Origin of the sequence: Sinomonas atrocyanea, assembly GCF_030811715.1 — a bacterium.
GTDB classification, from domain to species: Bacteria; Actinomycetota; Actinomycetes; order Actinomycetales; family Micrococcaceae; genus Sinomonas; species Sinomonas atrocyanea_A.
Genome location: NZ_JAUSRH010000001.1, coordinates 71,197 through 96,003, shown reverse-complemented (window position 1 = coordinate 96,003; position 24,807 = coordinate 71,197). Strand labels below are relative to the sequence as shown.

The 24,807-nt window shown below is 73.7% G+C and carries 31 protein-coding genes; 28 read left to right on the top strand and 3 right to left on the bottom strand.

Annotated features, from left to right (window positions below; translation table 11 throughout):
• The first annotated feature begins 92 nt into the window (after positions 1–92).
• From flgB to J2W21_RS00430, 15 genes are all read left to right on the top strand, one after another.
• A complete protein-coding gene (gene flgB / locus J2W21_RS00500) occupies positions 93–434 on the top strand; it encodes a flagellar basal body rod protein FlgB (RefSeq protein ID WP_307112550.1) in 342 nt (113 codons plus the stop codon).
• The gene (locus J2W21_RS00495) at positions 434–829 is read left to right on the top strand and encodes a flagellar basal body rod protein FlgC (protein ID WP_307112549.1); all 396 of its coding nucleotides are present in this window, start codon (positions 434–436) and stop codon (positions 827–829) included. The genes flgB and J2W21_RS00495 overlap by 1 nt, the downstream gene beginning before the upstream one ends.
• Positions 826–1,155: a flagellar hook-basal body complex protein FliE gene (fliE, locus tag J2W21_RS00490; RefSeq protein WP_307112548.1), complete on the top strand. Its 330-nt coding sequence runs from the start codon at positions 826–828 to the stop codon at positions 1,153–1,155. Before J2W21_RS00495 ends, fliE begins: the two co-directional genes overlap by 4 nt.
• On the top strand, positions 1,155–2,762 hold the full coding sequence (fliF, locus tag J2W21_RS00485; protein WP_307112547.1) for a flagellar basal-body MS-ring/collar protein FliF: 1,608 nt from the start codon (positions 1,155–1,157) through the stop codon (positions 2,760–2,762). Before fliE ends, fliF begins: the two co-directional genes overlap by 1 nt.
• Positions 2,759–3,796, top strand: coding sequence for a flagellar motor switch protein FliG (fliG, locus tag J2W21_RS00480; RefSeq protein ID WP_307112546.1), 1,038 nt, complete (start codon positions 2,759–2,761; stop codon positions 3,794–3,796). Before fliF ends, fliG begins: the two co-directional genes overlap by 4 nt.
• A complete protein-coding gene (locus J2W21_RS00475; RefSeq protein WP_307112545.1) occupies positions 3,786–4,502 on the top strand; it encodes a FliH/SctL family protein in 717 nt (238 codons plus the stop codon). Before fliG ends, J2W21_RS00475 begins: the two co-directional genes overlap by 11 nt.
• Positions 4,499–5,815: a FliI/YscN family ATPase gene (locus J2W21_RS00470; RefSeq protein WP_307112544.1), complete on the top strand. Its 1,317-nt coding sequence runs from the start codon at positions 4,499–4,501 to the stop codon at positions 5,813–5,815. The genes J2W21_RS00475 and J2W21_RS00470 overlap by 4 nt, the downstream gene beginning before the upstream one ends.
• Positions 5,812–6,261, top strand: a complete 450-nt coding sequence (locus J2W21_RS00465) for a hypothetical protein (RefSeq protein ID WP_307112543.1) — start codon at positions 5,812–5,814, stop codon at positions 6,259–6,261. Before J2W21_RS00470 ends, J2W21_RS00465 begins: the two co-directional genes overlap by 4 nt.
• Positions 6,258–7,388, top strand: coding sequence for a C40 family peptidase (locus J2W21_RS00460; protein WP_307112542.1), 1,131 nt, complete (start codon positions 6,258–6,260; stop codon positions 7,386–7,388). Before J2W21_RS00465 ends, J2W21_RS00460 begins: the two co-directional genes overlap by 4 nt.
• A 776-nt stretch (positions 7,389–8,164) precedes the next feature.
• On the top strand, positions 8,165–8,902 hold the full coding sequence (locus tag J2W21_RS00455; protein WP_307112541.1) for a flagellar hook-length control protein FliK: 738 nt from the start codon (positions 8,165–8,167) through the stop codon (positions 8,900–8,902).
• A 13-nt stretch (positions 8,903–8,915) separates the two neighbouring features.
• A complete protein-coding gene (locus J2W21_RS00450; protein WP_307112540.1) occupies positions 8,916–9,353 on the top strand; it encodes a flagellar hook assembly protein FlgD in 438 nt (145 codons plus the stop codon).
• A 90-nt stretch (positions 9,354–9,443) separates the two neighbouring features.
• Complete coding sequence (locus J2W21_RS00445) at positions 9,444–10,619, top strand: flagellar hook protein FlgE (RefSeq protein WP_307112539.1); 1,176 nt, start codon at positions 9,444–9,446, stop codon at positions 10,617–10,619.
• A gap of 97 nt (positions 10,620–10,716) precedes the next feature.
• Positions 10,717–11,007, top strand: coding sequence for a flagellar FlbD family protein (locus J2W21_RS00440; protein WP_307112538.1), 291 nt, complete (start codon positions 10,717–10,719; stop codon positions 11,005–11,007).
• A 12-nt stretch (positions 11,008–11,019) separates the two neighbouring features.
• The gene (locus tag J2W21_RS00435; protein WP_307112537.1) at positions 11,020–11,820 is read left to right on the top strand and encodes a motility protein A; all 801 of its coding nucleotides are present in this window, start codon (positions 11,020–11,022) and stop codon (positions 11,818–11,820) included.
• Positions 11,817–12,614: an OmpA/MotB family protein gene (locus tag J2W21_RS00430; RefSeq protein ID WP_307112536.1), complete on the top strand. Its 798-nt coding sequence runs from the start codon at positions 11,817–11,819 to the stop codon at positions 12,612–12,614. The genes J2W21_RS00435 and J2W21_RS00430 overlap by 4 nt, the downstream gene beginning before the upstream one ends.
• On the opposite strand, the gene J2W21_RS00425 is transcribed toward J2W21_RS00430, so the two are convergent.
• The gene (locus tag J2W21_RS00425) at positions 12,589–13,050 is read right to left on the bottom strand and encodes a phosphotransferase (protein WP_307112996.1); all 462 of its coding nucleotides are present in this window, start codon (positions 13,048–13,050) and stop codon (positions 12,589–12,591) included. The genes J2W21_RS00430 and J2W21_RS00425 overlap by 26 nt on opposite strands.
• Before the next feature lie 154 nt (positions 13,051–13,204).
• On the opposite strand from J2W21_RS00425, the gene J2W21_RS00420 reads away from it, so the two are divergent.
• Together J2W21_RS00420 and J2W21_RS00415 are read left to right on the top strand one after the other, a co-directional pair.
• Complete coding sequence (locus tag J2W21_RS00420; RefSeq protein ID WP_307112535.1) at positions 13,205–13,693, top strand: hypothetical protein; 489 nt, start codon at positions 13,205–13,207, stop codon at positions 13,691–13,693.
• Positions 13,694–13,867: 174 nt separating this feature from the next.
• On the top strand, positions 13,868–14,167 hold the full coding sequence (locus J2W21_RS00415; RefSeq protein ID WP_307112534.1) for a hypothetical protein: 300 nt from the start codon (positions 13,868–13,870) through the stop codon (positions 14,165–14,167).
• Positions 14,168–14,195: 28 nt separating this feature from the next.
• Here the strand turns inward: J2W21_RS00415 and J2W21_RS00410 are convergent, their stop codons facing one another.
• Entirely contained in the window at positions 14,196–14,435 is a 240-nt protein-coding gene (locus J2W21_RS00410) for a CsbD family protein (protein ID WP_307112533.1), read from the bottom strand.
• A 104-nt stretch (positions 14,436–14,539) separates the two neighbouring features.
• On the opposite strand from J2W21_RS00410, the gene J2W21_RS00405 reads away from it, so the two are divergent.
• From J2W21_RS00405 to J2W21_RS00355, 11 genes are all read left to right on the top strand, one after another.
• The gene (locus tag J2W21_RS00405) at positions 14,540–15,526 is read left to right on the top strand and encodes a flagellar motor switch protein FliM (RefSeq protein WP_307112532.1); all 987 of its coding nucleotides are present in this window, start codon (positions 14,540–14,542) and stop codon (positions 15,524–15,526) included.
• Complete coding sequence (fliN, locus tag J2W21_RS00400; RefSeq protein WP_307112531.1) at positions 15,523–16,212, top strand: flagellar motor switch protein FliN; 690 nt, start codon at positions 15,523–15,525, stop codon at positions 16,210–16,212. Before J2W21_RS00405 ends, fliN begins: the two co-directional genes overlap by 4 nt.
• On the top strand, positions 16,213–16,671 hold the full coding sequence (gene fliO / locus J2W21_RS00395; protein WP_307112530.1) for a flagellar biosynthetic protein FliO: 459 nt from the start codon (positions 16,213–16,215) through the stop codon (positions 16,669–16,671). It abuts the gene before it with no gap.
• Positions 16,668–17,546, top strand: a complete 879-nt coding sequence (fliP, locus tag J2W21_RS00390; RefSeq protein WP_307112529.1) for a flagellar type III secretion system pore protein FliP — start codon at positions 16,668–16,670, stop codon at positions 17,544–17,546. The genes fliO and fliP overlap by 4 nt, the downstream gene beginning before the upstream one ends.
• The gene (gene fliQ, locus J2W21_RS00385; protein WP_307112528.1) at positions 17,543–17,818 is read left to right on the top strand and encodes a flagellar biosynthesis protein FliQ; all 276 of its coding nucleotides are present in this window, start codon (positions 17,543–17,545) and stop codon (positions 17,816–17,818) included. Before fliP ends, fliQ begins: the two co-directional genes overlap by 4 nt.
• 7 nt (positions 17,819–17,825) lie before the next feature.
• Positions 17,826–18,584 carry a flagellar biosynthetic protein FliR gene (locus J2W21_RS00380; RefSeq protein WP_307005786.1) on the top strand — a complete coding sequence of 253 codons (759 nt, stop codon included), beginning with the start codon at positions 17,826–17,828 and terminating at the stop codon, positions 18,582–18,584.
• Complete coding sequence (locus J2W21_RS00375) at positions 18,584–19,729, top strand: EscU/YscU/HrcU family type III secretion system export apparatus switch protein (RefSeq protein ID WP_307112527.1); 1,146 nt, start codon at positions 18,584–18,586, stop codon at positions 19,727–19,729. Before J2W21_RS00380 ends, J2W21_RS00375 begins: the two co-directional genes overlap by 1 nt.
• On the top strand, positions 19,726–21,762 hold the full coding sequence (locus J2W21_RS00370) for a flagellar biosynthesis protein FlhA (protein WP_307112526.1): 2,037 nt from the start codon (positions 19,726–19,728) through the stop codon (positions 21,760–21,762). The genes J2W21_RS00375 and J2W21_RS00370 overlap by 4 nt, the downstream gene beginning before the upstream one ends.
• The gene (locus J2W21_RS00365) at positions 21,740–22,699 is read left to right on the top strand and encodes a hypothetical protein (RefSeq protein WP_307112525.1); all 960 of its coding nucleotides are present in this window, start codon (positions 21,740–21,742) and stop codon (positions 22,697–22,699) included. Before J2W21_RS00370 ends, J2W21_RS00365 begins: the two co-directional genes overlap by 23 nt.
• Before the next feature lie 37 nt (positions 22,700–22,736).
• Positions 22,737–22,997 (top strand): carbon storage regulator, encoded by a 261-nt coding sequence (locus J2W21_RS00360; protein WP_307112524.1) that lies wholly within the window; start codon positions 22,737–22,739, stop codon positions 22,995–22,997.
• A gap of 169 nt (positions 22,998–23,166) precedes the next feature.
• On the top strand, positions 23,167–24,033 hold the full coding sequence (locus J2W21_RS00355) for a sigma-70 family RNA polymerase sigma factor (protein WP_307112523.1): 867 nt from the start codon (positions 23,167–23,169) through the stop codon (positions 24,031–24,033).
• Positions 24,034–24,075: 42 nt separating this feature from the next.
• Here the strand turns inward: J2W21_RS00355 and J2W21_RS00350 are convergent, their stop codons facing one another.
• Entirely contained in the window at positions 24,076–24,699 is a 624-nt protein-coding gene (locus J2W21_RS00350) for a hypothetical protein (RefSeq protein WP_307112522.1), read from the bottom strand.
• Between the last annotated feature and the right edge of the window lie 108 nt (positions 24,700–24,807).

The following is a 24,807-nucleotide window of genomic DNA, read 5'->3' as shown; positions in this document are numbered from 1 at the left end:
GCATCCCCTGCCGATAGTGCCCTGCGAGCACGGATTGCTCTCAGACCAGGCCACGGACCGGCCTCCTCGCGTTCCTCTTGGGCAGGAGAACTGTGCTCGAATCCGTGACGTCCGCCGCGCTCACCAGCGCCCTCGACGGACTCTCGCAGCGCCAGCGCGCCATCGCGGACAACATCGCGAACGTCAACACCCCCGGCTACCACGCCCAGCGTGTCTCCTTCGAGTCCGCGCTCGCCGCGTCCGTGCAGGCCGGCGACGGCCACGCGTCCGCCACGACGTCCGTCTCCGCGGAGCCGACCCGCACCGACGGCAACAACGTCAACCTCGACACGGAGACCCTGTCCAACGTCGACACCGTGCTGCGCTACCAGTTCGCCTCGCAGGCCATCAACGCGCAGTTCACGGGGCTCCGCACGGCGATGAGGACGGCCTGATGACCTTCGACGCGATCGGCATCGCCGGCACCGCCCTCACAGTCCACCGCAAGTGGCTCGACGCCATCTCGGACAACCTCGCCAACGTCAACGACGCCGCCCCCACGAGCGGGCCCGCGTTCCAGGCACGCTTCATCGAGGCGCAGGCCGGGCCGGGCACCTCCGGCGTGTACGTCAAGAGCACTCCGCAGGGCAGCGCGTCCGGCCGCATGGTCTACGAGCCCACCAATCCGGTCGCCGACGCGCAGGGCTACGTGCGCTACCCGGACATCGACCTCAACGAGCAGATGGGCTCGCTCATCATGGCCCAGCGCGGCTATCAGGCCAACGCCCAGGTCGTGGACCGCGCCCGCACCATGTACGAGTCCGCGCTGCAGATCGGCAAGTCATCATGAGCATCGCACCCATCGGACCGGTCTCCCCGCTGCAGGGCGTGCAGGGCCTCGACGGGATCACCGGAGCCGCCGGAGTCACCGGGACCTCGGCGAGCACGACGGCGGGCGGCGGCTTCGCGGCGAGCCTCGCCGGCGCGGTGGACAACCTGCAGCAGCTCCAGTCCACCTCGAACCAGCTCTCCGTCCAGGCGGTGACGGGGAACCTGGATGACATCCACAACGCGACCATCGCCGCGACCCGCGCCCAGGTCACCCTCGAGCTCGCGGCCACCGTGCGCAACAAGGGCGTGGACGCGTTCAACGAGATCATGAGGATGCAGGGCTGATGCCGCCGTTCCTCCTGGCCGCGGGCAGGCGCCTCGCGGTCACCGTCAGGGGCTTCACGACCGGGCAGCGCACCCTCGCCGTCATCGGCCTCGCCGTCCTGGCCCTGGGCACCGTGGCCCTCGTCTCCTGGCTGGGCCGTCCCACGTACGCGCCGCTGTTCACCGGGCTGCAGAGCTCGGACGCGAGCGCCGTGGTGGCCCAGCTCGGCAAGGACAACGTGCCCTACCAGCTCGCCGACGGCGGGGCGACGGTGCTCGTGCCGCAGGAGAAGGTCTACGACGAGCGGCTCAAGGCCGCCTCCGCCGGCCTCCCGGCCGCGCCCGCCACCGGCTACTCGCTCCTGGACAAGATGGGCGTGACCTCCTCCGAGTTCCAGCAGGACGTCACCTACAAGCGGGCCATCGAGGGGGAGCTGGGCACCACGATCTCGCACCTCGACGGCGTCAAGACCGCCACGGTGCAGCTCGCCCTGCCGCAGAAGACGGTGTTCACGTCCCAGCAGGTCGACCCCACGGCGTCCGTGTTCGTCGAGACCGTGCCCGGGCAGACCCTCTCGGCGGACAAGGTCGAGGCGATCGTGCACCTGACCTCGGCGGCCGTGCCGAGCCTCAAGGCCGCCAACGTCTCCGTGGTGGACGCCCAGGGCAACGTGCTCTCCGCCGTCGGCGCCGGCCTGAGCGCGAACGGCGCGAAGCAGGCCTCCGACTACCAGCAGCGCACGCAGGCCGCCGTCCAGGCCGTGCTCGACCGCGTGCTCGGCCCCGGCAACGCGACCGTGGCCGTGGTGCCCGAGGTGGACCAGCAGTCCGCCCAGCAGAAGTCCGAGACCTACGCGAGCGCCTCGGCGGCCCCGCTGAGCCAGTCGACCACCACCGAGAAGTACAGCGGCACCGGCGCCTCGGGCGCCTCCGGGGTCCTCGGGCCGGACAACATCGCCGTGCCCTCGGGCGCGGCCGGCGGCAACGGCACGTACGACTCGACCAAGGACACCCGGGACAACGCGGTGAACAAGGTCACCGAGGACCGCACCATCCCGGCCGGGGCGCTCAAGCGGCAGTCGGTCTCCGTTGCCGTCAACTCCTCGGCCGCCACCGGGGTGAACATCCAGAACCTCAACGCGCTCGTCTCCGCCGCCGCCGGGATCGACACGACCCGCGGCGACGTGCTCTCGATGCAGGTGGTCCCCTTCAGCACCGCAGCCGCGGACCAGGCCAAGGCCGCTCTCGCCCAGCAGCAGGCCGACGAGGCCGCCAGGCTGCAGGGCCAGCTGCTGGCCACCATGATCTGGGCCGGGGTGGCGATCCTGGCGCTCATCGTCACGGCCGTGCTGCTGTGGATGCGCCGGCGCCGCATGGCAGCCCGCGAGCCCCTGGAGCTCGGCGGGGACATCCTCCTCGAAGAGCTGCCGGTCCCCGTCGCCATCGAGCCCTCGGTCACGACGGCCCTGCCGGCGGTGGAGCCGCTCGTGCCCGCCCTGCCCGATCCCGGCGAGGAGGTGCTCGACGCCGAGCGGCGCCGCGCCCAGGTGGACCGGCTGGGCGCCACGGAGCCCCAGAAGACCGCCGAGTACCTGCGCGCGCTCATGGACGAGAGGCAGACCGTATGACGCCCGCGCTGGCCCAGGCCGGCGAGCTCAGGCTCACCGGGACGCAGAAGGTCGCGATCGTGCTCATGCAGATGAGCCCCGAGTCGGCCGCAAAGGTCATGGCCCACTTCACCGAGGCCGAGGCGGAGGACATCGCCGCCGAGATCGTCCGGCTCAGCCGCGTGGACCCCGCGGTCTCCGACGAGGTCATCGCCGAGTTCCACGAGATCGCCGTCTCGGGGCGGCGCATGACGCGCGGGGGCCGGGACTTCGCCGTCGGCCTCCTCGAATCCTCCTTCGGCCCCGACCGGGCCGCGGGGGTCATGGACCGGCTCGCCTCCACCATGGCCGGGAAGTCCTTCGAGTTCCTCGACACCGTGGATCCCGCGCAGCTGCTGACCCTCCTCGACGGGGAGCTGCCCGAGACGATCGCGCTCGTGCTCGCGCACCTGCGCCCCGAGCAGGCCTCCCACGTGGTCGCGGGGCTCGGCCCGGCGCAGGCCACGGATGTGGCGCACGCCCTGGCCACCATGGGCTCCGCGACCCCCGAGGCCGTGAGCGTCGTGGCCGAGAGCCTGCGCGCGCGCACCGGCACGGCCCTGAGCCCCGGCCAGCGGCAGGTCGAGGTCATGGGCGGCGTCCAGCCGCTCGTGGACATCATCAACCGCTCCGACGTGGCCACCGAGCGCACCGTCCTGGACGGGCTCGCCGAGCGCGACCCCGAGCTGGCCGAGGAGGTCCGCTCGAAGATGCTCACCTTCGCGGACATCGTCAAGCTCGAGCGCAAGGACATCCAGCTCATCCTCCGCGGGGTCGACGCCGGCCTGCTCGCCCGCGCGATGAAGGGCGCCTCCCAGCCGGTGCTGGACGCGATCACGGGCAACGTCTCCGACCGCAACCGGGACATCCTCACCTCCGAGATCGCGGCCCTGGGCCCGGTGCGGGCCTCCGAGGTGGAGGAGGCGCGCGCCGAGATCGTCCGCTCGATCCGCGAGCTCGAGGCTACCGGGGCCATCACGATGCGCCGCGGCGAGGAGGACGACCTTGTCTACTGACACCGCGAACGTCCGCGCGCCCGGGTTCGGTACGCCCGTGCTCGGCGCACCCGAATTCGGTACGCCCGTGCCCGGTGGGCTCCTGCCCGGGGCCCCGGTGCGCCCGGTCGTGTTCCCGGATCTGGACCCGGCCGGTGAGTCCGAGGGGTACGCGCGCGGCCACGCCGCCGGCTACGCCGCCGGGCTGCGCCGCGCCGCCGCCGAGGCCGCCGAGCGCGAGGAGCAGCGCCGTGCCGAGCACGCGGCCGCGCTCGCCGCCGCACGCTCGCGGGCCGACGCCGCCGTGGCAATCCTCGCCGCCGCCGCCCGTGCCCTCGAGGCGCGCACGGTTCCGGTCCTCGCCGAGGCCGAGGCCCAGCTCGCTGCCGCGGCCCTCGCCGTCGCCGAGGCCGTGATCGGCCGCGAACTGGACGACGCCCCCGGCAGCGCCCGCGCCGCCCTCGCCCGCGCCCTGTCCGCGCCGGACGCGGCCGCCGTCCTCGCCGTCCGCCTCCACCCGGCGGACCTCGCCCTCCTCGGCCCGTCCGCCGGCTCGGTCCCCGCGGGCGTCACCCTCGAGCCGGACCCGTCCCTCGCCCGCGGCGACGCCGTGGCCGTCTACCCCGATGGCGAGCTGGACGCCCGGATCGGCACCGCCCTCGCCCGCGCCGCCGCGGCCCTGACCGGGCCCGGCGACGGGGCCCTGCCGCCGGGGGCGCCGGCATGAGCGTCCTGCAGGGCCTCCCCGGCGCCGTCGCCGCCGCGGCGCCCGAACGGGTCGGCACCGTCACTGCGGTCCGCGGCCTCGGGCTCGAGGTGGCCGGGCTCGGCTGCGCCGTCGGGGACCTCGTGGAGATCACGGGCGACGCCGGATCGGTCACCGGCGCCCAGGTGGTCGCCTCCGCGCGGGGGACGCTCACGTGCATGCCGCTCGGACCGCTCGGCGGCCTCCGCGTGGGCCACCCGGTGCGGGCCCACCGCGGCGGCGCCCTCGTCCCCACGGGCCCGGCGCTGTTCGGCCGCGTCCTCGACGGCCTCGGCCGCCCGATCGACGGGCGCGGGCCCATCGCCGGCCCCCGGGTGCCCGACGAGGGCGCCGTACCGTCCGCCCTCGAGCGGGCCAGGATCGACACCCCGCTGCAGACCGGCGTCCGCGCCCTGGACACCCTCGCCACCGTGGGCCGCGGCCAGCGCCTCGGCCTGTTCGCAGGCTCCGGCGTGGGGAAGTCCTCGCTCCTGTCCATGGTGGCCCGCGGCACCGAGGCGGAGGTCTCCGTGATCGCGCTCGTGGGGGAGCGCGGCCGCGAGGTGCGCGAGTTCCTCGAGGACGACCTCGGCCCCGAAGGGCTGGCCCGCTCGGTCGTGGTGGTCGCCACCTCGGACGAGCCGGCCCTCATGCGCCTGCGCGCGGCCTCGACCGCCACCCGCATCGCCGAATCGTTCCGCGAGCAGGGGGCCCACGCCCTGCTCATGATGGACTCGCTCACGCGCGTGGCGATGGCCCAGCGCGAGATCGGCCTCTCCGCCGGCGAGCCGCCCGCCACCCGCGGCTACCCGCCGTCGGCCTTCGCGCTCCTCGCCCGCCTCCTCGAGCGGGCCGGGACCGCGCGCACCGGGTCCGTCACCGGCATCTACACCGTCCTCGTGGACGGCGACGACCACAACGAGCCCGTCGCGGACGCCGCCCGCTCCATCCTCGACGGGCACGTGGTGCTCGAGCGCAAGCTCTCCGTCATGGGCCACTTCCCGCCCATCGACGTCCTCGGCTCCGTCTCCCGCGTCGCAGCCAAGGTCAACCCGCCCGAGCGCACCGCGTGGGCCGCGGCCCTGCGCCGCGTGCTCGCGGCCCGCACCGCCGCCCAGGACCTCATCGACGTGGGCGCCTACCAGCGCGGCGGCAACCCGCTCGTCGACGCCGCCCTCGACCACGCCGGGGAGATCGACGCGTTCCTGCGCCAGGGCCTCGACGAGCGCACCGCGTCCGAGGACGCATGGGCCCGGCTCTCCCGACTCGCCACGACTCTCGGAGGTCCCCGATGACGGCACCCTTCCCCCTCGCCGGACTGCTCAGGCTGCGCCGGCTCGAGCAGGACCAGGCCGCCGGCCACCTCGGCGCCGCGAACTCCCGCCTCGCCGCGATCGCCGCGCGCGAGGGCCGGACCGTCGCGGAGGCCGAGCGCATCCCGTCCGACGCCGACACCTCGGCCGCGCTGCTGGCCGTCGCCGCCGCCCGGGCCTCCTCGATGAGCATGCTCACGGAGCTGCGCAGCCTCGCCGCCACGGTCGAGGCCGAGCGGGACGAGGCGGAGCGCGAGTTCGGCGCCGCCCGGGCCCGCACCGTGGGGCTCGAGAAACTCGAGGCCCGCCACGCCGCCGCGGCCGCGGCCTCCGCGCTCGCCGCCGAGCAGGTGGTCCTCGACGAGCTCGGCTCGGCGGCCCGGCTCCGCGGCGCCCACGAGCCCGGCTCCGGAGGCTCGGGCGCATGAGCATCACCGAGGCCATGGGGCGCGTGGCCCAGATCCAGACCACCATCGCCGGGTTCGATCCGGCGGCAGCCCAACGGCCGGCGTCGTCCGCGGCGGGCGCCAAGGGCGCCGCCAGCCCGGGCTCCACCACCGCCACGCCCCAGACCGCCGCGGCCTTCGCCCAGGCGCTCGCGGGCCTGCTCGCCCCCGCCCCGGCGGCCGCCGACGCCGCGGCGCCCCTCGCCGCAGCCGGGAGCACGGGCGGGGTCACCGGGGACCAGGTCGCCGCCGCGGCGCAGAAGTACGTGGGCGTGCCCTACGTGTGGGGCGGAACCAACCCGGCCACGGGGATGGACTGCTCCGGGTTCGTCCAGCGCGTCTACCAGGACCTCGGCATCTCCTTGCCGCGGGTTGTGCACGATCAGATGACCCAGGGCACGCCGGTCGCGTCTCTCGCCGAGGCCAAGCCGGGCGACCTGCTGATCGACTTCGGCGGCGAGCATGTGGCCATCTACCTCGGCAACGGCAAGGCCATCGACGCCCCCGAGCCGGGCAAGACCATCCAGGTCCGCGACGCGTGGGAGAAGTACACCGGGCTCACGGCGATCCGGCGGATCGTGCCGGACGGCGGGGTCCCCGGGGCGGGAGGCATCGGCGCGGCGGGCGCTGCGGCTGCCGGATCAGAGCCGTCGGGCGTGGCCGGCCTCACTGCGTCCCAGCTGGGCTACGCCCGCACGATCGTCGGCGAGGTCCGGGCCCGCGGCCTTCCCGCGCAGGCCGCGGTCAACGCGGTCTCCACCGCGCTGCAGGAGTCCTCCCTGAAGATGTACTGGAACCCGAAGGTCGCGGGGTCTCAGGCGCTCGCGCCCGATCCGTCCGCCGTGGGCACCGACGGCTACTCCGTGGGCCTGTTCCAGCAGCAGGTCAACGGGAGCCAGTTCTCGTGGGGCAGCGTCGCGGACGCGATGGACCCGCGGGCCTCGACCCGGATGTTCCTGGACCGCCTCACCGCGCTCCCCGGGTGGCAGAGCATGTCCGTCACTGCCGCCGACCAGGCCGTGCAGCGCTCCGCCTTCCCCGACGCCTACGCCAAGTGGGAGCCCACGGCCCGCGCCGTCGTCGCTGCCCTCTACCCCGGAGGCGTCTGATGGCCGCCCTCATCTCCGCCGCGCCCGCCGTCCCGGCGCCCGCTGCGGCCGCCCGGCCTGCCCCTCGTGGTGCCACGTCCGCGGACGGGGGACCGGGGCAGTTCGCCGCGGCGCTCGCCGACGTCCAGGGGCGGCCGGCCCCGCGCTCCGGGGCCCGGCCGGCCGAGCCGCGCCGCGCGGCCGACGCGACGCCCGACGCCGGAGCAGACTCCGGTTCCGCCGGTGCAGCCGCACTGGCCGGGTTCGTCGCCGCCCAGGTGGCCGCCGCTGCCTCCGCGGGCACGGTCCCGGCGACACCTTCCGACGCCGCAAGCACGACGCCGGCCCTCGCCACCGCGTCGGCGTCCTCGGCCGCCGCCGGGGTGCTTGCCGCCCCCGGCGCACCCGGCAGTGGTCCGGGCATCGGTGCCGTGGCCCCCGGCGGCGGGATGGCGGCCGTCCCGGGTGCGGCGCCCGTCGCGGCGGGACCCGCGGCCGCGGCAGGGCCGGGTGCTGCGGGGCTCGGCGCTGCGGGGCCCGGACAGACTTCCGGAATACAGACTTCCGGAGTACCGGCGATGGGGGCCGGTACTCCGGGACCATCGGCTGCAGGGGCCACCGGCCCCGTGGGCGGCGTGTCCTCCGGCGGCACAGGGACGGCACCGGGCCCGGCCCTACCTGCCACCGCCCCCGCAGGCGTCTCGACCGGCGGCCCGGGTTCGGCCCAGTCCGGTTCGGCCCAGTCCGGTTCGGCACAGTCAGGTTGGGCACAGCCAGGTCCAGACCAGCCTGGCGCAGTGCTGACCGGTTCTGCGCTGGCCGGTTCCGCGCTGGCCGGTTCTGCGCTGGCCGGTTCAGGGCTGGCCGGTTCAGGGCTGGCCGGCCAGGCCCAGGACGGCCTGGCCTCCGCTGCGGTGTCTGCAGCCGCGGGGCTCCCCGCGGCGGTGCCCGTCCCGGCGGCGACGCTCGACGCAGTGCTGCCGACCGCCGTCGTGCGTCCACCGGCGGCGCCGCCGCAGGCGTTCGCCAGCCAGCTCTCGCGGCCCGTAGCGACGCTCGCGCAGGCGGGGCCGGGCGAGCACATCATGACCGTGAAGGTGACCCCGGAGAACCTCGGCCCGGTCACCGTTCAGGCGCGCATCGGCGCGGACGGGGTGCGGATCGAGCTGTTCGCCCCGACCGATGCCGGGCGCGCCGCCGTGCAGGCCGTGCTGCCCGACCTGCGCCGCGACCTCGCCGGGACCGGCCTCGGCGCCAGCCTCGACCTCTCCCAGCGCGGCACCCCGCAGCAGCCGGGCGGGCAGGGGGACCGCGGGCACCCGGGCAGCCAGCCCGGGAGCCAAGCGGGAGGCACTGCGGGCGGCGCCGCGGGCGGGTCCGCCCAGGGCCAGCCCGGCGCCACCCCGGGAGGTTACGCCTCCGGGCGGGGGAGCGGCGGCATCCTCAGGGACGGCCTCCTTGGGGCGTCGCCCGCGGGCCTAAGCCCATCGCCCACCACCGCCCCCACGGCCACCGGCCTCGACATCCTCGTCTGAGAGAAAGGCATCCATGAGCACCAGCCCCATCGCCCCCGTCGGGAGCCCCATCGGCTCCGTCGGGAGCACGAGCCTCACCTCCTCGGCCCCGGTGCGCGCACCGAAGCAGACCATGGACTCGACGGTCTTCATGGACCTGCTCGTCACGCAGCTGAAGAACCAGGACCCGAGCTCGCCCATGGACACCAACGCGATGATCAACCAGACCACGCAGCTGTCCATGATGGAGAAGCTCACCCAGCTGGCCACGGACAGCGCCCAGGGCCTGAGCATGCAGCAGCGCGCCGCGGCGGCAGCCCTCATCGGCAAGGCCGTGACGTACCTCGCCGCGGACGGCTCCACCGGCGTCGGCACCCCCAGCAGCGTCTCCTACACCGGCTCCGCGCCCACGGTGACGATCGGCGGCGCCTCGATCCCGCTCGATTCGATCACCGGCATCGCCGGCGCCTGACCCGCACGTCCTCTCAGGTTCGCCCGCCCTCCCTGACCCACCCGCCCTCCCTGATCCGCCCCCCTCACCGCCCGACGAAAGGCAGCCACCATGCTCCGCTCGCTCTACTCCGGCATCTCGGGCCTGCGCGCCCACCAGACCATGCTGGACGTCACCGGCAACAACATCGCCAACGTCAACACCACCGGCTTCAAGGGATCCTCGACCCAGTTCGAGGACACCCTCTCGCAGCTGACCCAGGGCGCCAGCGGCCCGCAGCCGGCCACGGGCGGCACCAACCCCGCGCAGATCGGCCTCGGCGTGAAGGTCGCGGCCGTGACCACGAACTTCACCCAGGGCTCAGCGCAGACCACGGGCAAGGCCACGGACATGATGATCTCCGGGGACGGGTTCTTCATCACGAGCCGCGGCGGCCAGCAGCTCTACACCCGCGCCGGCTCCTTCGGCTTCGACGCCGGCGGACGCCTCGTGGGGCCCGACGGCGGCATCCTCCAGGGCTGGACCGCGGATGCCGCCGGGGTGGTCAACACCGGTTCCCCGATCGGCGACGTCACGCTCTCACCGACCGCCACGATCCCTGCGGTCGCCACGAGCCAGGTCGGGGTGGACGGCAACCTGCCCTCCGACGCCGCGGCCGGCACCTCCCTCGAGCGGGACATCAAGGTGTACGACGCGAACGGCACCGCCCGGAACCTCGCGCTCACCTTCACGAAGACCGCCGGCGGGTGGAACGTCGCCGCGGCCGACGCCGACGGGGCCACCGGGGCGGGCTCCCTCGCCTTCACCGGCGGCAAGCAGGCAGCGGGGGCGGCGCTCACCGTCGGCGGCATCACGGTTGACCTCGGTGCGGTGACCGGCTACGCGGGGATGACCACCGTGGCGGCGACGAGCCAGAACGGCTCCTCTGCCGGCACGCTCGAGGCCTTCACCCTCGGCTCGGACGGCTCCCTCATCGGCTCCTTCAGCAACGGGCTGAAGCAGACCGTGGGCCGGATCGCCCTCGCGAAGTTCACCAACGCCTCCGGGCTCGAGAAGGCCGGGGACTCCTCCTACACGGTGACCGCGAACTCCGGCACGGCCCAGGTCGGGCAGGCCGGCGACCCGGGCTTCGGCACCCTGGCCGGAGGAGCGCTCGAGATGAGCAACGTGGACCTCTCCCAGGAATTCACCAACCTCATCGTGGCCCAGCGCGGCTTCCAGGCCAACGCGCGCATCATCACTACCTCGGACCAGGTCCTCCAGGAGCTCGTGGACCTCAAGCGCTAGTTCTCCGGGAAGGATGCCGGCCTTACGCCGCGGGTTCGGCGGCCGATAGTGGGGGGCGAGGCACTGAGCCTCGCCCCCCGAGCAGAAGAACGGCCCCATGATCGCAGTCACCCGCCTCAACGGGTCACGCTTCGCAGTCAACCCAGACCTCATCGAGCGCGTGCAGGAGAACCCTGACACGACCCTCGTGATGGTCGGGGGCGCCACTTACGTGGTGCGGGAGAGCCTCGCCGAGATCATCGGGCTCATCGCGGACTACCGCGCCCTCGTGCTCGCCACAGCACGCGGGCTCACGGTGGGCCAGGGGCAGCAGCTCAGCCTCGTGCGGGGGACAACGGAGCACGATCCAGGCCCGGGGGCCACACCCCTGCGCCCCACCCAGCGCTAGGAGAACACCACCATGGACCCGTCACTCATCGTCGGACTCGTCCTCGCGTTCGGGTCCGTCGTCGCGATCGTGTCGATGGAGGGCGCGAGCGTCACGGCACTCATCCTCCCGCCGCCCATGATCCTCGTCTTCGGCGCCACGCTCGCCGTCGGCCTCGCCGGCAACACCCTCAAGGACACGCTGCGCGCCTTCCGCGCCGTCCCCCGGGCGGCGACCGGCCGCGCGCCGAAGCCGCAGGAGAGCATCGACAAGATCATCGCGCTCGCGGAGAAGGCCCGCGCCGAGGGGCTTCTCGCGCTCGAGGCCGAGGCCACCGACACGAAGGATCCCTTTCTCTCCCGCGCCCTGCAGAACGTGGCCGACGGCACCGACGCCGAGGAACTGCGCATCATGATGGAGGACGAGATCGGCACGAAGTCCCGTGCGGACCACGCCGACTCCAAGTTCTTCGCCGCCCTCGGCGGGTACGCCCCCACGATGGGCATCATCGGCACGGTAGTCTCGCTCACCCACGTGCTCGAGAACCTCTCCGATCCCACGTCGCTGGGCCCGATGATCGCCAGCGCCTTCATCGCGACCCTGTGGGGCCTGCTCTCCGCCAACTTCATCTGGCTGCCGATCTCGGCCCGCATCGCCCGCCTGTCCGAGCTCGAGATCGAGCGCATGACGCTCATCATGGAGGGCATCCTGGCCGTGCAGGGAGGGGCCCAGCCCATGCTCCTCGCGGACCGCCTCCGCGCCATGGTCCCTGAGCACCACGTCAAGGACCGGGGGCGTGCGGATGCGAAGGAGAAGATGAGGGCCGCCGCGTGAGCCGACGCCGCTCGCCGCGCAAGCCCCCCGAGCCCTTCCACGTCGACGAGCGCTGGGCCATCTCCTACATGGACATGATCACGGTCCTGTTCTGCCTGTTCGTAGTGCTCTACGCGATGTCCAGCGTGGACCAGAACCGGTTCGAGAAGCTGCGCAACTCCCTGGCCACGGGCTTCGGCACCACCGTCACCCAGAAGATCGACACCGCCACCGGCACCGTAGTGCCCCCGGACCAGGCCAGCAAGGACACCGAGGGGTTCTCGAGCCTGGCCCTCGCGACCAAGGAGGTCGAGAGGCTCACCGCCCTGAAGGAGCAGATGACCGCACGCCTCGACGCGAAGGGCCTCACGAAGGACGTGCAGTTCACGATCGACCAACGCGGGCTCACGGTGCGCCTCGTCGGATCGCAGACGTTCTTCAGCCCGGACAGCTCGGCGCTCACGCCGCGCGCGGTGAGCGTGCTCGACGCCATCACGCCCGTGATCGTCCCGACCCCGCTCCACGTCTCGGTCGAGGGCCACGCCGCGAACCTCATCACGGGCTACCCCTCGGTCTGGGAGCTCTCCTCCGAGCGCGCCACCAAGGTGCTGCGCGTGATGGTCGAGCGCGACAACCTGCCCGGTGCCCGGATCGGCGCCACCGGCTACGGCTCCTCCCGCCCCGCCAACACGGGCACGAGCGACGCCGACTACGAGCAGAACCGCCGCGTCGACGTCGTCGTGCTCTCCGACCAGTCAGAGCAGGTCCGCGCCCTCATCACGGAGGCGCTCAAGGCCCGGGCCGGGCAGAAGTAGGTGGGCCCCCAGCGACGGGGGGGGGGGGGGGGGCTGTTGGCCGGGCACCCGCGCCGCTCACATGCGGGCCCGCGGCCAGCAGGCTCCGCAGCGACCACGCCGCCCGGACCGCCTCGGCGTCCACGTCTTCGCCGTAGCCGGCCAGGACGTCTCCGAGTCGCTCCGGGTGGCCCAGCGTCAGGGTGGCGAGGTCGAACACCGGATCGCCTCGGCCCGCCTCCGACCAGTCGATCACGCCCGTGACGGCCCTGATCGCCAGCACGGACGGCTGCTGCCACAGGACCTCCGGGGCCGGGATCGGCGAGAGCGCTATGGCCGCGACCTCGGTGTCGAGGTGCGCCTGGTCGGCGTCGATCTTTAGGAACCCGTCGCCGACCCTCACGGTGGCGCGGGCCTGATGGGCGACGACGACTTCGACGTTCTCCACGCGCGCCATCATCGCAGGGCTCTCCTCGAGCACCAGGGGCCCGCGGCCGGGCGGGGGAAGCAGATGCCCGGCCGCGAACGTGCCCCGGGCGGGCCATCGGCCTCTGGACCGCGGCACGGAGATAGCGCAGAATCGTGCTCCACCTGCACCTGAAAGGCGCGCGATGAACGGGCCCAGCGAGGAACTCCGCACCGAGGTCGAGCGGCGCATCGACTCCCTCGAGCGCGAGCTGGCCGAGGCGGACCAGAGGCTTCCCGACATCAGCGCGTGGGTCCGGGAGATCGAGGAGGACGTCGTCCGGCTGGTCGACCGCGTCCTGGAGGAATGCCGGCACGACGTCGAGTCGGACGGGCGGTTCGCCGCCGGCGACGCGGCCCTGGACCGTGACGACGCCATGGACCTCTACGCGGCGGTCCAGGCGTGGGCGGCCTTGGCGTCCTACGTGGTCGCCCGCGTCTACGGGCCGAGGAGCCCGTGGCATCACGGCCTCGCCACCGCCGCGAAGAAGGCCGTCGCCGTCCTCGGCTCGATCGGCCTCGTGCTTGCCGGCCCGCTACGTCCGGTCGCCGCGGCGCTCGGCGCGCAGTCCTTCACGGTCGGCACCCAGTTCCCCTCGGCGCCGCTCACCGTCGGCCTGACCTTCGGGAGCTAGATTCCCACCATGGACAGCCCCATCCAACGAACCCGCTCATGGTGTGCCGGCGGTCCTGAGGGCCGGGGAGCACAGCCGGTTTGAGGACGCCCAGGGACGGGAACGCACACTGGTGTCATGGACAGGGGGAAATCCAGCCGGACCCCCCCGCAACTCACAGCTGGAGGCATCGCGATGACTGAGGAAAAGCCCGAGGCCGACGCTTTCGAGCAGGCCCTGCCCGCGGAACCCGCCGCGCAGGCCGATCCCGTCGGCACGCCGCCCGTGGAGGCGCCGGAGGCGGACTATGCAGAGCAGCACGCCCCGGCACTCCCGTCCGAGGAGACGTCCCGCCCCCGCATGGACGCCGAGGCCTCCGAGGCGGACCTGCTGGAGCAGGCCGAGGGGATCCCGGGCAGCGACGAGGACTACCCGCCAGGTGCCGAGGAAGAGGAATACCCCTCGACCGGCGAAGACGAGGGCCCAGAGGAGTAGGCCCGAGGAGCTGCCCAGCGCGGGCGGGCTAGGGGACGAGCCCGTCCCCGCCCGCTTCGCCGGTGCGCCGGCGGTCTGGGCTGGCCTCGTCGACGCTGTCCTTCGTGTGGGCCTTGAGGTCAGCGACCGTGTCCTTCAGGCCGCCCTTGGCCTGGTCCACCTTGCCCTTGACCACCTTCGAACGGTCGTCGGTGGCCCTGCCGACGGCCTCTTCGACTTTGCCCTTGAGCTTGTCCGCGGCCGCGTCGAACTTGTCCTCGAGTCCCATGGCTGATCCTCCCAACGGTGTGGATGAAGACGACGCTACGCCCGTGAGCGCGGAAGACGCCAGAGCCCCTTACCGCTCGGCCACGCCTGCCGATAGTCCGGGGCGTGACTGTGCAGGACCTCGGCATGCCCCAGGCCAGAACCGCCGAGCCGTACGACTTCCGGCGCCCCACCACTCTCGCGCGCGAGCACAGCCGCATCCTCGAAGCGGCCTTCGACTCGTTCGCCCGCCAGTGGGGCACCCAGCTGACCGCGAAGGTCCGCACCAAGTCCACGGTCACCACCGAGTCCCTGCTCGTGCAGACCTACGACGAGTACGTCGCCTCCCTGGCCCCCGTGACCACCATGGTCCGCTGCGTCCTCGGTGAGCACCCCGCCAAGATGGTGGTCCAGTTCCCCACACCGGCCGCGCTCGGCTGGGTGGCCCGGATGCTCGGCGGCCACGTGGACAAGGCCGGCCTCGAGCGGAAGTTCACCCCCCTCGAGCACGCACTCGTGAAGAATCTCGTGGACGAGGCCCTCGACGTCCTCGCCTACTCGCTCGGCCCGCTCCTGCCCGCCACGGCCCGGGTCGAGTCCATCCAGCACAACTCCCAGTTCGCCCAGGCCGCCGCGACCGCGGACCTCATGGTGGTCGTGGCATTCACCGTCCGGGTGGGGGAGTCCGCGACCGCCGTGACGGTCGCGATCCCCGCCGATGCGCTGCTGCCGCAGCTGGGCGCCGTGAACCCGGTGGCCAGCGCCGAGGACGCCCCCCAGCTCGTGCGCCGTCAGCTCGCCGAGGTGCCCGTCGAGGTCGCCGTCCGGCTCGCCGAGGCGACCATCACCCCCGAGCAGGTCCTCGCCCTGGCCGTCGGGGACACGATCCCGCTGCCCCACCACGAACGCGAGCCGTTCCGGGTGAGCGTGGGCGGCCGCGACCTCGCCCAGGCGATGGTGGTCCGCAGCGGATCCCGGGCCGCCGCCCGCATCGTCGCGCTCACGGCGCCCCCGCCCGAGAGCGCGCCGCCGGGGCCACCCGCCCCGCCGCCCGCCGGCGCCCATCCCGCAGCCCACTACTCCGCCGTCCCCCACAAGGAGCCCCGCCCGTGAGCACTCCGGCCCGCACCGCCTCCGCCGCCGAGCAGCTCGCGGCCGCCCTCCCCGTCCCCGGCCTGCGCGTCTCGGGCCAGCTCGCCGGGGCGCCCGCCCCCGTGGCCGCCGTGGTCTCGGCCTCCCTCATCGGGCCCGCCACGGCAGAGATCGTGCTCGGGCTCGCCGACACCGGCTTCGTCGCCGAGGCGGGCGGCGGGCCGGCCGCGCGCACGACGGCGGTGCTCCGGCCCGCGCTCGAGCGCGCCGCTGCGGCGCTCGGCGACGGGGTCCTGTCCGAGCTGGTCGAGGGAGACCCCGCCGGGCTCCTCGCCGGCGGCCCCGAGGCCGACGGCGTCGCCGTGTACGAGATCTCTGACGGCGCCGCGCCGTTCGGCTGGTTCGCGGTCCGGGTCGCGGACCAGGCCTGGCAGTCCGAGGACCCCGGGACCTTCGCTGACAGGCTCGGCCGCATCCAGGATGTCGAGATGGCGCTGACCGTGGAGATCGGCCGCACCCGGATGAGCATCCGTGAGGCCCTCGCGATGGAGCCGGGGAAGGTCATCGAGCTCGACCGCTCGGCAGGCGCGCCCGTGGACGTGCTCCTCAACGGGCGCCGGATCGCGCTCGGCGAGGTCGTCGTCGTCGACCAGGACTACGCCGTGCGCATCTCGCGGATCCTCGACACCGCCGAGGCCCAGCGCTGAATGGACTCGCTCATGCTGGGCCTGCGGGTCCTCGTCTCGCTCGGCGCCGTACTGGGGGTCATGTGGCTCCTGTACCGGCGCCTGCGCCGCGGCCCCGCGGCGGCGAAGGGCCGGCCCCTCAGCCTGGTCTCCCGTCAGAGCGTGGGGCCGAAGGCGTCCGTGGTGCTCGTGGACACGGACGGGAAGCGGTTCATGCTCGGCGTCACCGAGCACGGCATCAGCGTCCTGCACACCGCCGAGGTGCCCGCGCCCGAGCCTGCCGAGGCCGAGGCCCCCGCCGCCGCGACGCGCCGCGCAGCCCGCCACGCGGCGTCGTTCGGCGCCCAACGGTTCGACGCCGAACTGGCGGCCCAGCAGGGTCGCCTCGCCGAGCAGCCGGCACCGCTGGCCGGCTCCATCCTCGACCCCGGCACGTGGCGGCTCGCCGCCGGCGCGCTCCGCGCCGGACGGCGGCCGTGACCCTCGCCGTGGACGCGCGGAGGGTGCGGGTGCCCGCGTGGGCGCCCCGCGCCGTCGTGCTCCTCGCCGTCGCGGCCCTCGCCGCGATCGCGCTCCTGCTCGCCGCCGCCGCGGCGGCCCACGCCGCAGGACTGCCGCTCGAGCCCGCCGGGCCGGCCGGCCCCGGCGACCCGACCGCCCCCGCCGCGCCGGGCGGCACCGGGGGCCTGACCCTGCAGATCAACACCCCGGACAACGCGCCGTCCTCCGCGGTCGTGACCCTCATCGGCATCACGCTGCTCTCGGTCGCGCCCGCGCTGCTGCTCATGATGTCCTCGTTCACCAAGATCTTCGTGGTCCTGGCGATGACCCGGAACGCGCTCGGGCTCGCCTCCGTGCCGCCCAACCAGGTCCTCGCGGGCCTGGCCCTGTTCCTGTCCCTGTTCATCATGTGGCCGGTGGTGAGCGACATCAACAACCTCGCCGTCCAGCCCTACCTCGGCGGCCACCTCGACTTCGGCCACGCATTCACGGCGGCGAGCGGCCCGCTGTCGAAGTTCATGGCCGCGCACACCCGCCAGGAGGACATCGCCCTCATGACCCGGGCGGCCGGGCTCGAGAACCCCGCCACGCCCGCGGCCACCCCGCTGCAGACGCTGATCCCCGCGTTCATGATCTCGGAGCTGCGCTCGGCGTTCATCATCGGGTTCGTCATCTTCATCCCGTTCCTCATCATCGACCTCGTGGTCTCCGCCGCGCTCATGTCGATGGGCATGATGATGCTCCCGCCGGTGATGATCTCGCTGCCGTTCAAGATCCTGCTCTTCATCCTCGTGGACGGGTGGGGACTCATCATCACCTCGCTCATCCAGAGCTACCACGGCGGCCCCTCGTGAACACCTCCGCCGTCCTCGACATCCTCCTGCAGGGCCTCATCGCCGCGGCCAAGCTCTCCGCGCCCGTCCTCGTCACGGCCCTTGTGGTCGGGCTCGCGGTCTCCCTCGTCCAGTCCATCACCCAGCTGCAGGAGGCCACCCTCTCCTTCGTGCCCAAGGCGCTCGCCGTCGCCGTGGCCCTCGTGGTCTGCGGGCACTGGATGATCACCGAGATGGTCTCCTTCACCAACGACCTCTTCGCCCGGCTGCCCTCCCTCCTCGGATCGGCGTGAGGGCCGCATGGACATCCCCATCGACCAGGGCTGGATCGAGGCGGTCATGCTCGCCGCGGTCCGCATGACGGCGTTCCTCTTCATCGCGCCCCCGTTCTCCCACAATGCGTTCCCGGCCCGGATCAAGGCCATGCTCGGCGTCGGGCTCGGGCTCGCCGTGTCCTCCCGCGCGGCCGCCGGGCGGCAGCCCCTCGACACGGCCGGCTTCGTCACCGGGCTCGTCCTCGAACTCGTCACAGGCCTCGCCCTCGGCTTCCTCGTCTACCTCGTGTTCGCCGCCCTCCAGGCCGCCGGCTCCCTCATCGACCTCTCCGGCGGGTTCCAGCTCGCGCAGGGGTATGACCCGCAGAGCATGGTCAACGGGGCGCAGTTCACCCGGCTCGTGCAGATGGCGGCCCTGGCCCTGCTCTTCTCCTCGGACGGCTACCAGGTGGTCCTCGCGGGTTTGACCGGCAGCGTCACGGCCATCCCCCTCGGCGGGGGCCTGGACCTGGCCAAGCCCGTGGCGGCGATGGCGACGGCCGCGACCGGCATGTTCGTCTCCGCAGTCCAGATCGCCGGGCCGCTCATGGCCGTCCTCTTCCTGGCCGACGTGGGGCTCGGCCTCCTCACCCGCGTGGCGCCCGCGCTCAACGCGTTCCAGATGGGCTTCCCGCTCAAGGTCCTCATCACGCTCGGCCTGGCCGGCGTCATGTTCCTCGCCCTGCCCCGCGTCGTCGCCGCGCTCGCCCAGCAGGCAGCCTCCCTCCTGATGGGGGTGAGGTGATGGCGGACTCCCAGGAGCGCACCGAAAAGGCCACCGACAAGCGCCTGCGCGAAGTCCGGTCCAAGGGCCAGCTCTCGCGCTCGCAGGACCTCACCGCGTGGCTCGCCGTCGGCGTCGGCGCCATCATGCTGCCCTCCACGGTCTCCCGCGCCGCGGACGCGGGGGCCGCCCAGCTGTTCACGGCCGCCTCCGTCGCGGCGAGCCCCGACCCGGCCAAGGCCCTCGCGGCGCTCGCCGACGGGTTCGGCTCCCTCGCCGGCACCGTCGGGCCGCTCGTCGCGGCCGTCTTCGCCGCGGTGCTCGCCGGCTCGGCCCTGCAGGGCGGCGTGCACGTGAAGCGGTTCAAGGCCTCGTTCGAGAACTTCAACGCCGCCCAGGGGCTCAAGCGCATGTTCGGCGTCCAGGCCCTCTGGGGCGGCGTGAAGTCGCTCGCGAAGACGGCCGTGGTGGGGCTCGTGCTGTGGAACGTGGTCCAGGGGCTCGTGCCGGTCCTGCTCTCGGCCGGCGGGCTGCCCGTCTCGGGCCTGCTGGCGGAGGCGGGCAGCGGCGCCGCGTCCCTGCTGCAGTTCGCCGTCGCCGCCGGCGTGCTGCTCGCCATCGCGGACGTCGCCGTCGTGATGCGGCGCAACCGCACCAAGACGCGCATGACCAAGCGGGAGGTCAAGGAGGAGGCCAAGACGAGCGAAGGCGACCCGCTCGTGCGCTCCCAGCGCCGCTCCCGGCAGCTGGCGATGTCCCGCAACCGGATGATCGCCGCGGTGGCGAGTGCCGACGTCGTCCTCGTCAACCCGACCCACGTGGCCGTGGCCCTGCGCTACGACCCCGGCAAGTCCGCCCCGCGCATCGTCGCCAAGGGCGCCGGAACCGTCGCCGCCCGCATCCGCGAGGAGGCCGAGAAGGAGCGCGTGCCCATGGTCCGCGATGTCCCGCTCGCGCGGGCCCTGCACGGCGCGTGCGACCTCGGGCAGGAGATCCCGCTCGAGTTCTACACCGCCGTGGCCGGCGTCCTCGCGTTCGTCATGGCCCTCAAGGGCCGCGGCGCCGCGGCCGGCGTGCACACCGTCCCGCAGCGGCCGGCGCTCGCGCGCACGGCCCGCCCGAAGCTGCCCGCCCTCCCTGACCCGTCCCGAGGAGCCCCGCTGTGAACCGCACCCTCTCCCGGCTCGCCGTGCCGATCGGGATCGTCGGCATCGTCCTGCTCCTCGTGGTGCCCGTGCCGGCGCCGCTGCTCGACGTCCTGATCGTGTGCAACATCCTGCTCGCGCTGGTGATCCTGCTGACGAGCATGTTCGTCAAGAAGCCGCTCGACTTCTCCGTGTTCCCGTCCCTGCTGCTCGTCGCGACCCTGTTCCGGCTCGGCCTCAATGTCGCCTCCACCCGCCTCGTGCTCGGGCAGGGCTTCGCGGGCCAGGTCATCGCCGCGTTCGGCAAGGTCACCGTGGGCGGGTCCCTCATCATCGGCGCGGTCGTGTTCGTGATCCTCGTGGTGATCCAGTTCGTCGTGGTCACCAAGGGCGCCGAGCGCGTCGCCGAAGTCGGGGCCCGGTTCACCCTCGACGCCATGCCGGGCAAGCAGATGGCCATCGACGCCGACCTCAACGCGGGGCTCATCACCGACGTGGTGGCCCGGCAGCGGCGCGCGGAGGTCTCCGCAGAGGCCGACTTCTACGGAGCCATGGACGGCGCCTCGAAGTTCGTCAAGGGAGACGCGATCGCCGGGATCGTGATCATCGTGGTGAACATCGTGGGCGGCATCGGGGTGGGCATGGCCCAGCGCGGCCTCTCCCTCGGCGACGCCGTGGGCACCTACAGCCTCCTGACGATGGGCGACGGGCTCGTCACCCAGATCCCCGCGCTGCTCATGGCCGTCTCCACCGGCATGATCGTCACCCGCTCCAACGCCGAGGCGGACCTCGGCCAGGCCGCGTCGAAGCAGCTCTCCCAGTCCCGCAACGCGCTCCTCATCGCCGGCTGCGCCGCCGTGGTGATGGCGCTCATCCCGGGCATGCCGCCGCTGCCCTTCCTCGGGGTCGGCGCCGTCCTCGTCCTCGCCTCGCGCCGCGTGAAGCCCGCGGACGACGCCGCTGCTGCCGCCGCCTCCGCGGACGCCGCGCCGGAGCCGGACGCGAACCAGCTGCTGATCGAGCAGATGCGGGTCCACCCGCTCGAGATCCTGCTCGCCCCCGACCTCGTGGACCTCGTGGGCGGCTCGCCGGACGACCTCCTGGCCCGGGTCAAGGCGCTGCGGCACAAGGTCGCCATGGACCTCGGCGTCGTCATCCCCGCCGTGCGCACCCGCGACAGCGTGGAGCTGCCGCCTGCCACGTACGCGATCCGCGTCGCCGGCGTCGAGGCCGGGCGCGGCACCGCCCCCGCCGGCAGGCTCCTCGCGCTCGGCGACTTCCTCGACGCGCTGCCCGGCACGGCGATCGTCGAGCCCGTCTTCGGCCTCGCCGGCAAGTGGATCCCCGCCGAGATGCGGCACAGCGCCGAGATGACCGGGGCCACCGTGATCGACCGCGTGAGCGTGCTCGTCACGCACCTGTCCTCGATCGTGACCGCCAGCGCCGCCCGCCTCCTCTCCCGCGAGGACGTCCGGGTGCTCACCGAAGGGGTGCGGGCCGCGAGCCCGGCGGCGGTCGAGGAGCTCACCCCGGCGCTGCTGACCCTCGCCGAGATCCACCGCGTGCTCCAGGGGCTGCTGTCCGAACAGGTGCCCATCAACGACCTCACCCGCATCTACGAGGCCCTCGCGCTGCGGGCCAAGGCCTCCGCGGACCCGGAGGGCCTCATCGAGGCCGCACGGCTCGCGCTCGGGCCGGCTCTCGTCGCGCGGTTCGCCGAGAACGGCCGCCTGTCCGTCATCACTGTGGAGCCGGTGCTCGAGCAGACCCTCGTCCAGGACCTGCGCCCGGGGGAGACCGGGACCCAGCTCGTCATGGACCCGTCGAAGCTCGATGCCATCCTGACCTCGCTCAGCTCCGCGGTGGCCGCGGCCGAGTCGGCGGGCAAGGCCGCAGTGCTCGTGTGCGCGCCGATGCTGCGGCCGGCGCTGCGCAGGCTCGTGCCCCATCCGCCCGCAGGGGTGCCGGTCCTCTCCTATGCCGAGGTGACCTCCGCGGAGCTGGCCATCGAGACCGTCGGGGTGGTGCGCCTTGGCACAGCAGTTCCAGCTTAGGGGCGCCTCCCTCGAGGACCTCGCCCGCGAGGCCGCCCAGACCTACGGTGCCGCGGCGCGGATCGTCCGCGCCGAGCGGGTCCTCGACGGCGGCCTCGGCGGCTTCCTCGGGCGCCGCCACATCGAGGTCACCGTGCACGTCCCGGACGACGGCGAGGCGCCGGCCGCGGCGGTCGCGCCCGCCGTCCCGCACGTGCTCACCGCCCGCACCGGGATCGCGGCGCTCCTGGAGGAGGCCGAGAGCGCCGAGGACGCCCTGCACGTGGGCCACGCGCCGCACGCAGGCCGCTCAGGGGCCGGCGCGACGGAAGCGGTGGCCGGCGCTCCGCGGCGCGCGGTCTCGACGGAGGCCACCGACTTCGACGCCCTCCTGCAGCGGCTGCGCCGCGAGGTCGACGCCGGGGCCGTCCCCGCGCCGCTCTCAGCGCCCGGCGACCTCGTCCTGGTCCTCGGCGTCGGGGGAGCGGCCGAAGCCGTCGTCCAGACGATGGCGGAGCACGCAGCATCGGCGGAGCACCCCGGGCCGGCGCAGCACCCCGGGCCGGAGGCGAGGTGGACGCTGTACAGGGCGGGCGCCGTCGGCCTCGCGGACCGTCCCCACCTCACCGGCCGGTGGGACGCCGTCGCTGCCCGCGCCGCCGCCGTCGAGGAGGGCACGGCCGCGCTCGTGGCCTGCTCGCTCGGCAGGGTCGCCGACGGGCTGCCGCACCTCGAGGCCGCCGCCGAGCTCGCCGCAGACCAGGTCTGGCTCGTGGTGGACGCCCGCCACAAGCCGGAGGACACCGCGGAGTGGACCGACCGGGTGCGCGGCACCCTGCCGGTCGATGCGCTCGCGGTCCTCGACGCGGGGGAGACCCGCACCGCCCACACCGTCAACCGCCTGGGGATTCCCCTAGGCTGGGTGGACGGATCGCCAGCACCACGGACGGTGCTCTGAGGGCGGGCTGCGCCCGCCACCCACGGAAGGGGAACCCATGCTCGTCCTGACCCGCAAGCCCGGTGAGAAGATCATGATCGGCGAGGACATCGTCATCACCTTCCTCGAGAGCCGAGGCGGCGAGGGAATCCGCATCGGCATCGAGGCCCCGCGCCACCTCACGGTCAAGCGCGAGGAGATCTTCGAGGCCGTGGCGGACGCGAACCGCGCCGCGACCCACGCCGACGCCGCGGAGGTCCTGCGCGGGCTGCCCCCCGCGGCGCTGCCCCCCGCGGCGCTGCCCGGCGAGAAGGCCTGAGGCCGGCGCGGCACCCCTCTTTTTCGCGCGTGACACGGCGTGTCACGCGCCACGAATGGACATGTACAACGTTGTCAGGATAAGAATGTACATGTCCAACGAGGTGACGGCTGGGGTCGTCGATGTCCCTCCACGGGCTTCACGCTGGCTTGGTCTCACAGGGGTGCACGTGGATATCGGAGAGCGCAACAGCCTCGTCCTGCAGAATCTGCCGCTCGTCGGCTACCTGGTCTCCGACCTGTGCGCGCGGGCCACCCATCTCTCGCGGGAGGACATGGCCTCCGTCGGCGCCCTGGGCCTCGTCCTCGCGGCAGACTCCTACGACCCCTCCACCGGCGTCCCCTTCGGCGCGTACGCCCGGCGGCGCATCACGGGGGCGCTCTCGGACGAGCTCCGCTCGCTCGACTGGGCAGGGCGCGGCACGCGCAAGCGCATCAAGGCCGTCCAGGCGACCGCCGAGGCGCTCGCCGGAGGGCTCGGGCGGCAGCCCACCGAGGACGAGCTCGCCACCGCCCTCGGCCTCACGCGCGAGCAGGTGCGCGACAGCTTCGCCGACGCCGCCCGCACCGTGGGAACGCTCGACGACACTGCGGAAGCGCTCGTGGCCGAGGCGGTCGCGCCCGAGGATGCGGTGCTCGCCGCCGAGCGCACCCGATACCTCCGGGCCGCAGTGCAGGCACTTCCCGAGCGCCTGCGCTCCATCGTCACCGCCATCTACCTCGAGGGCCGCGCCGTCAAGGACATCGCCGCGGAGCTCGGCATCACCTCATCCGCGGTGTCGCAGCAGCGCAGCGAGGCGATGCGGCTCCTGCGCGAGGGGCTCGAGCGGCACTTCTCCGACCACGAGGGACTCGCTGCGTCCGAGGGCCCGGGGGCGCTGGAGGCCCCGGCGGCCGGTTCGGCAAGGATGGCGCCGTACCTCGAGGCCTTCGCGGCGGCGGCCAGCGGCATCCGCCGGGGCGGCCTCCGGCGCGAGGCCGCCTCCATGGCCGCCCGCGCGTTCGCCGGCCCGGCCGTCTTCGCCGCGGAGTCGTAGGGGCTCCCCAGAGGCAGGGCCTCTGGGTCGGCAGGGGTGGGGTCAGGCGGCGCCGATGAGCCCGGCGAACGGCTCGGGGCAGTCCTTCGGGACCGGGACCAGCTCGAGGCTGATCCCGCGGCCCACGGCGGTGGCCCTCGCTTCGATGCCCAGCTCGACCCTCGCCCGCACCTGCGCGGGGATCCGTTCGGCGACGACCACAGGGACCACGGTGGTGTGGGGGCTCCGGAGCTGTTCGGCGTGCGCGGCGGCAGATGAGCGCGCCAGCTGGTCCTCGTCGCAGGAGCCATGCTGGACGTCGACGGCGTACCGGATGCCCGTGGCCGGATCGTCGAGGATGAGGCTGTGGATTCCCCTCGGGGAAAGGGGAGCGTGCCGCAGCGCCCCGAGGCCGAGCAGGCCCGGGTCCGCGGCGATCTCGTCGCGGAGCCAGTGGGGGCGGATGTCGGGGCGCCGGGCGAGCCTCGTGCTGTCGAGCCGCACCGCGTCCCAGTGGGACAGGTCCGCCAGGACGGTCCGTCCGGTGGCGTCATCGGTGAAGCGGAGGCATCCGGTGTCGGTCCTTCCGGCCACCGTGCCGGTGCGCTCCTCGCCCCCGGCGAGCAGCGCGAAGCGGTCGCCCTCTTCCAGCACGATGGCGGCGATGGCAGGGCTGATCTGGGTCATGCGGGCATGTCTCCTCGGTCCCGGGCTGTCCCTCCCGGGCACGCCTGATTGTACATGTCAAAGCGAGCTGGACCGAGAAATGTCCGGGAATTAGTTTTACATGTCAAA

What these genes read in the sequence shown, in the direction of transcription:
- J2W21_RS00465 (WP_307112543.1), top strand. Translation starts at nt 5,812, where the DNA reads ATGACGGCACCCTTCCCCCTCGCCGGACTGCTCAGGCTGCGCCGGCTC.
- J2W21_RS00420 (WP_307112535.1), top strand. Translation starts at nt 13,205, where the DNA reads ATGAACGGGCCCAGCGAGGAACTCCGCACCGAGGTCGAGCGGCGCATC.
- J2W21_RS00470 (WP_307112544.1), top strand. Translation starts at nt 4,499, where the DNA reads ATGAGCGTCCTGCAGGGCCTCCCCGGCGCCGTCGCCGCCGCGGCGCCC.
- J2W21_RS00425 (WP_307112996.1), bottom strand. Translation starts at nt 13,050, where the DNA reads ATGGCGCGCGTGGAGAACGTCGAAGTCGTCGTCGCCCATCAGGCCCGC.
- J2W21_RS00460 (WP_307112542.1), top strand. Translation starts at nt 6,258, where the DNA reads ATGAGCATCACCGAGGCCATGGGGCGCGTGGCCCAGATCCAGACCACC.
- J2W21_RS00350 (WP_307112522.1), bottom strand. Translation starts at nt 24,699, where the DNA reads ATGACCCAGATCAGCCCTGCCATCGCCGCCATCGTGCTGGAAGAGGGC.
- J2W21_RS00360 (WP_307112524.1), top strand. Translation starts at nt 22,737, where the DNA reads ATGCTCGTCCTGACCCGCAAGCCCGGTGAGAAGATCATGATCGGCGAG.
- J2W21_RS00440 (WP_307112538.1), top strand. Translation starts at nt 10,717, where the DNA reads ATGATCGCAGTCACCCGCCTCAACGGGTCACGCTTCGCAGTCAACCCA.
- J2W21_RS00410 (WP_307112533.1), bottom strand. Translation starts at nt 14,435, where the DNA reads ATGGGACTCGAGGACAAGTTCGACGCGGCCGCGGACAAGCTCAAGGGC.
- J2W21_RS00450 (WP_307112540.1), top strand. Translation starts at nt 8,916, where the DNA reads ATGAGCACCAGCCCCATCGCCCCCGTCGGGAGCCCCATCGGCTCCGTC.
- J2W21_RS00415 (WP_307112534.1), top strand. Translation starts at nt 13,868, where the DNA reads ATGACTGAGGAAAAGCCCGAGGCCGACGCTTTCGAGCAGGCCCTGCCC.
- J2W21_RS00435 (WP_307112537.1), top strand. Translation starts at nt 11,020, where the DNA reads ATGGACCCGTCACTCATCGTCGGACTCGTCCTCGCGTTCGGGTCCGTC.
- fliE (WP_307112548.1), top strand. Translation starts at nt 826, where the DNA reads ATGAGCATCGCACCCATCGGACCGGTCTCCCCGCTGCAGGGCGTGCAG.
- J2W21_RS00375 (WP_307112527.1), top strand. Translation starts at nt 18,584, where the DNA reads ATGGCGGACTCCCAGGAGCGCACCGAAAAGGCCACCGACAAGCGCCTG.
- fliF (WP_307112547.1), top strand. Translation starts at nt 1,155, where the DNA reads ATGCCGCCGTTCCTCCTGGCCGCGGGCAGGCGCCTCGCGGTCACCGTC.
- fliO (WP_307112530.1), top strand. Translation starts at nt 16,213, where the DNA reads ATGGACTCGCTCATGCTGGGCCTGCGGGTCCTCGTCTCGCTCGGCGCC.
- fliG (WP_307112546.1), top strand. Translation starts at nt 2,759, where the DNA reads ATGACGCCCGCGCTGGCCCAGGCCGGCGAGCTCAGGCTCACCGGGACG.
- J2W21_RS00495 (WP_307112549.1), top strand. Translation starts at nt 434, where the DNA reads ATGACCTTCGACGCGATCGGCATCGCCGGCACCGCCCTCACAGTCCAC.
- J2W21_RS00380 (WP_307005786.1), top strand. Translation starts at nt 17,826, where the DNA reads ATGGACATCCCCATCGACCAGGGCTGGATCGAGGCGGTCATGCTCGCC.
- J2W21_RS00445 (WP_307112539.1), top strand. Translation starts at nt 9,444, where the DNA reads ATGCTCCGCTCGCTCTACTCCGGCATCTCGGGCCTGCGCGCCCACCAG.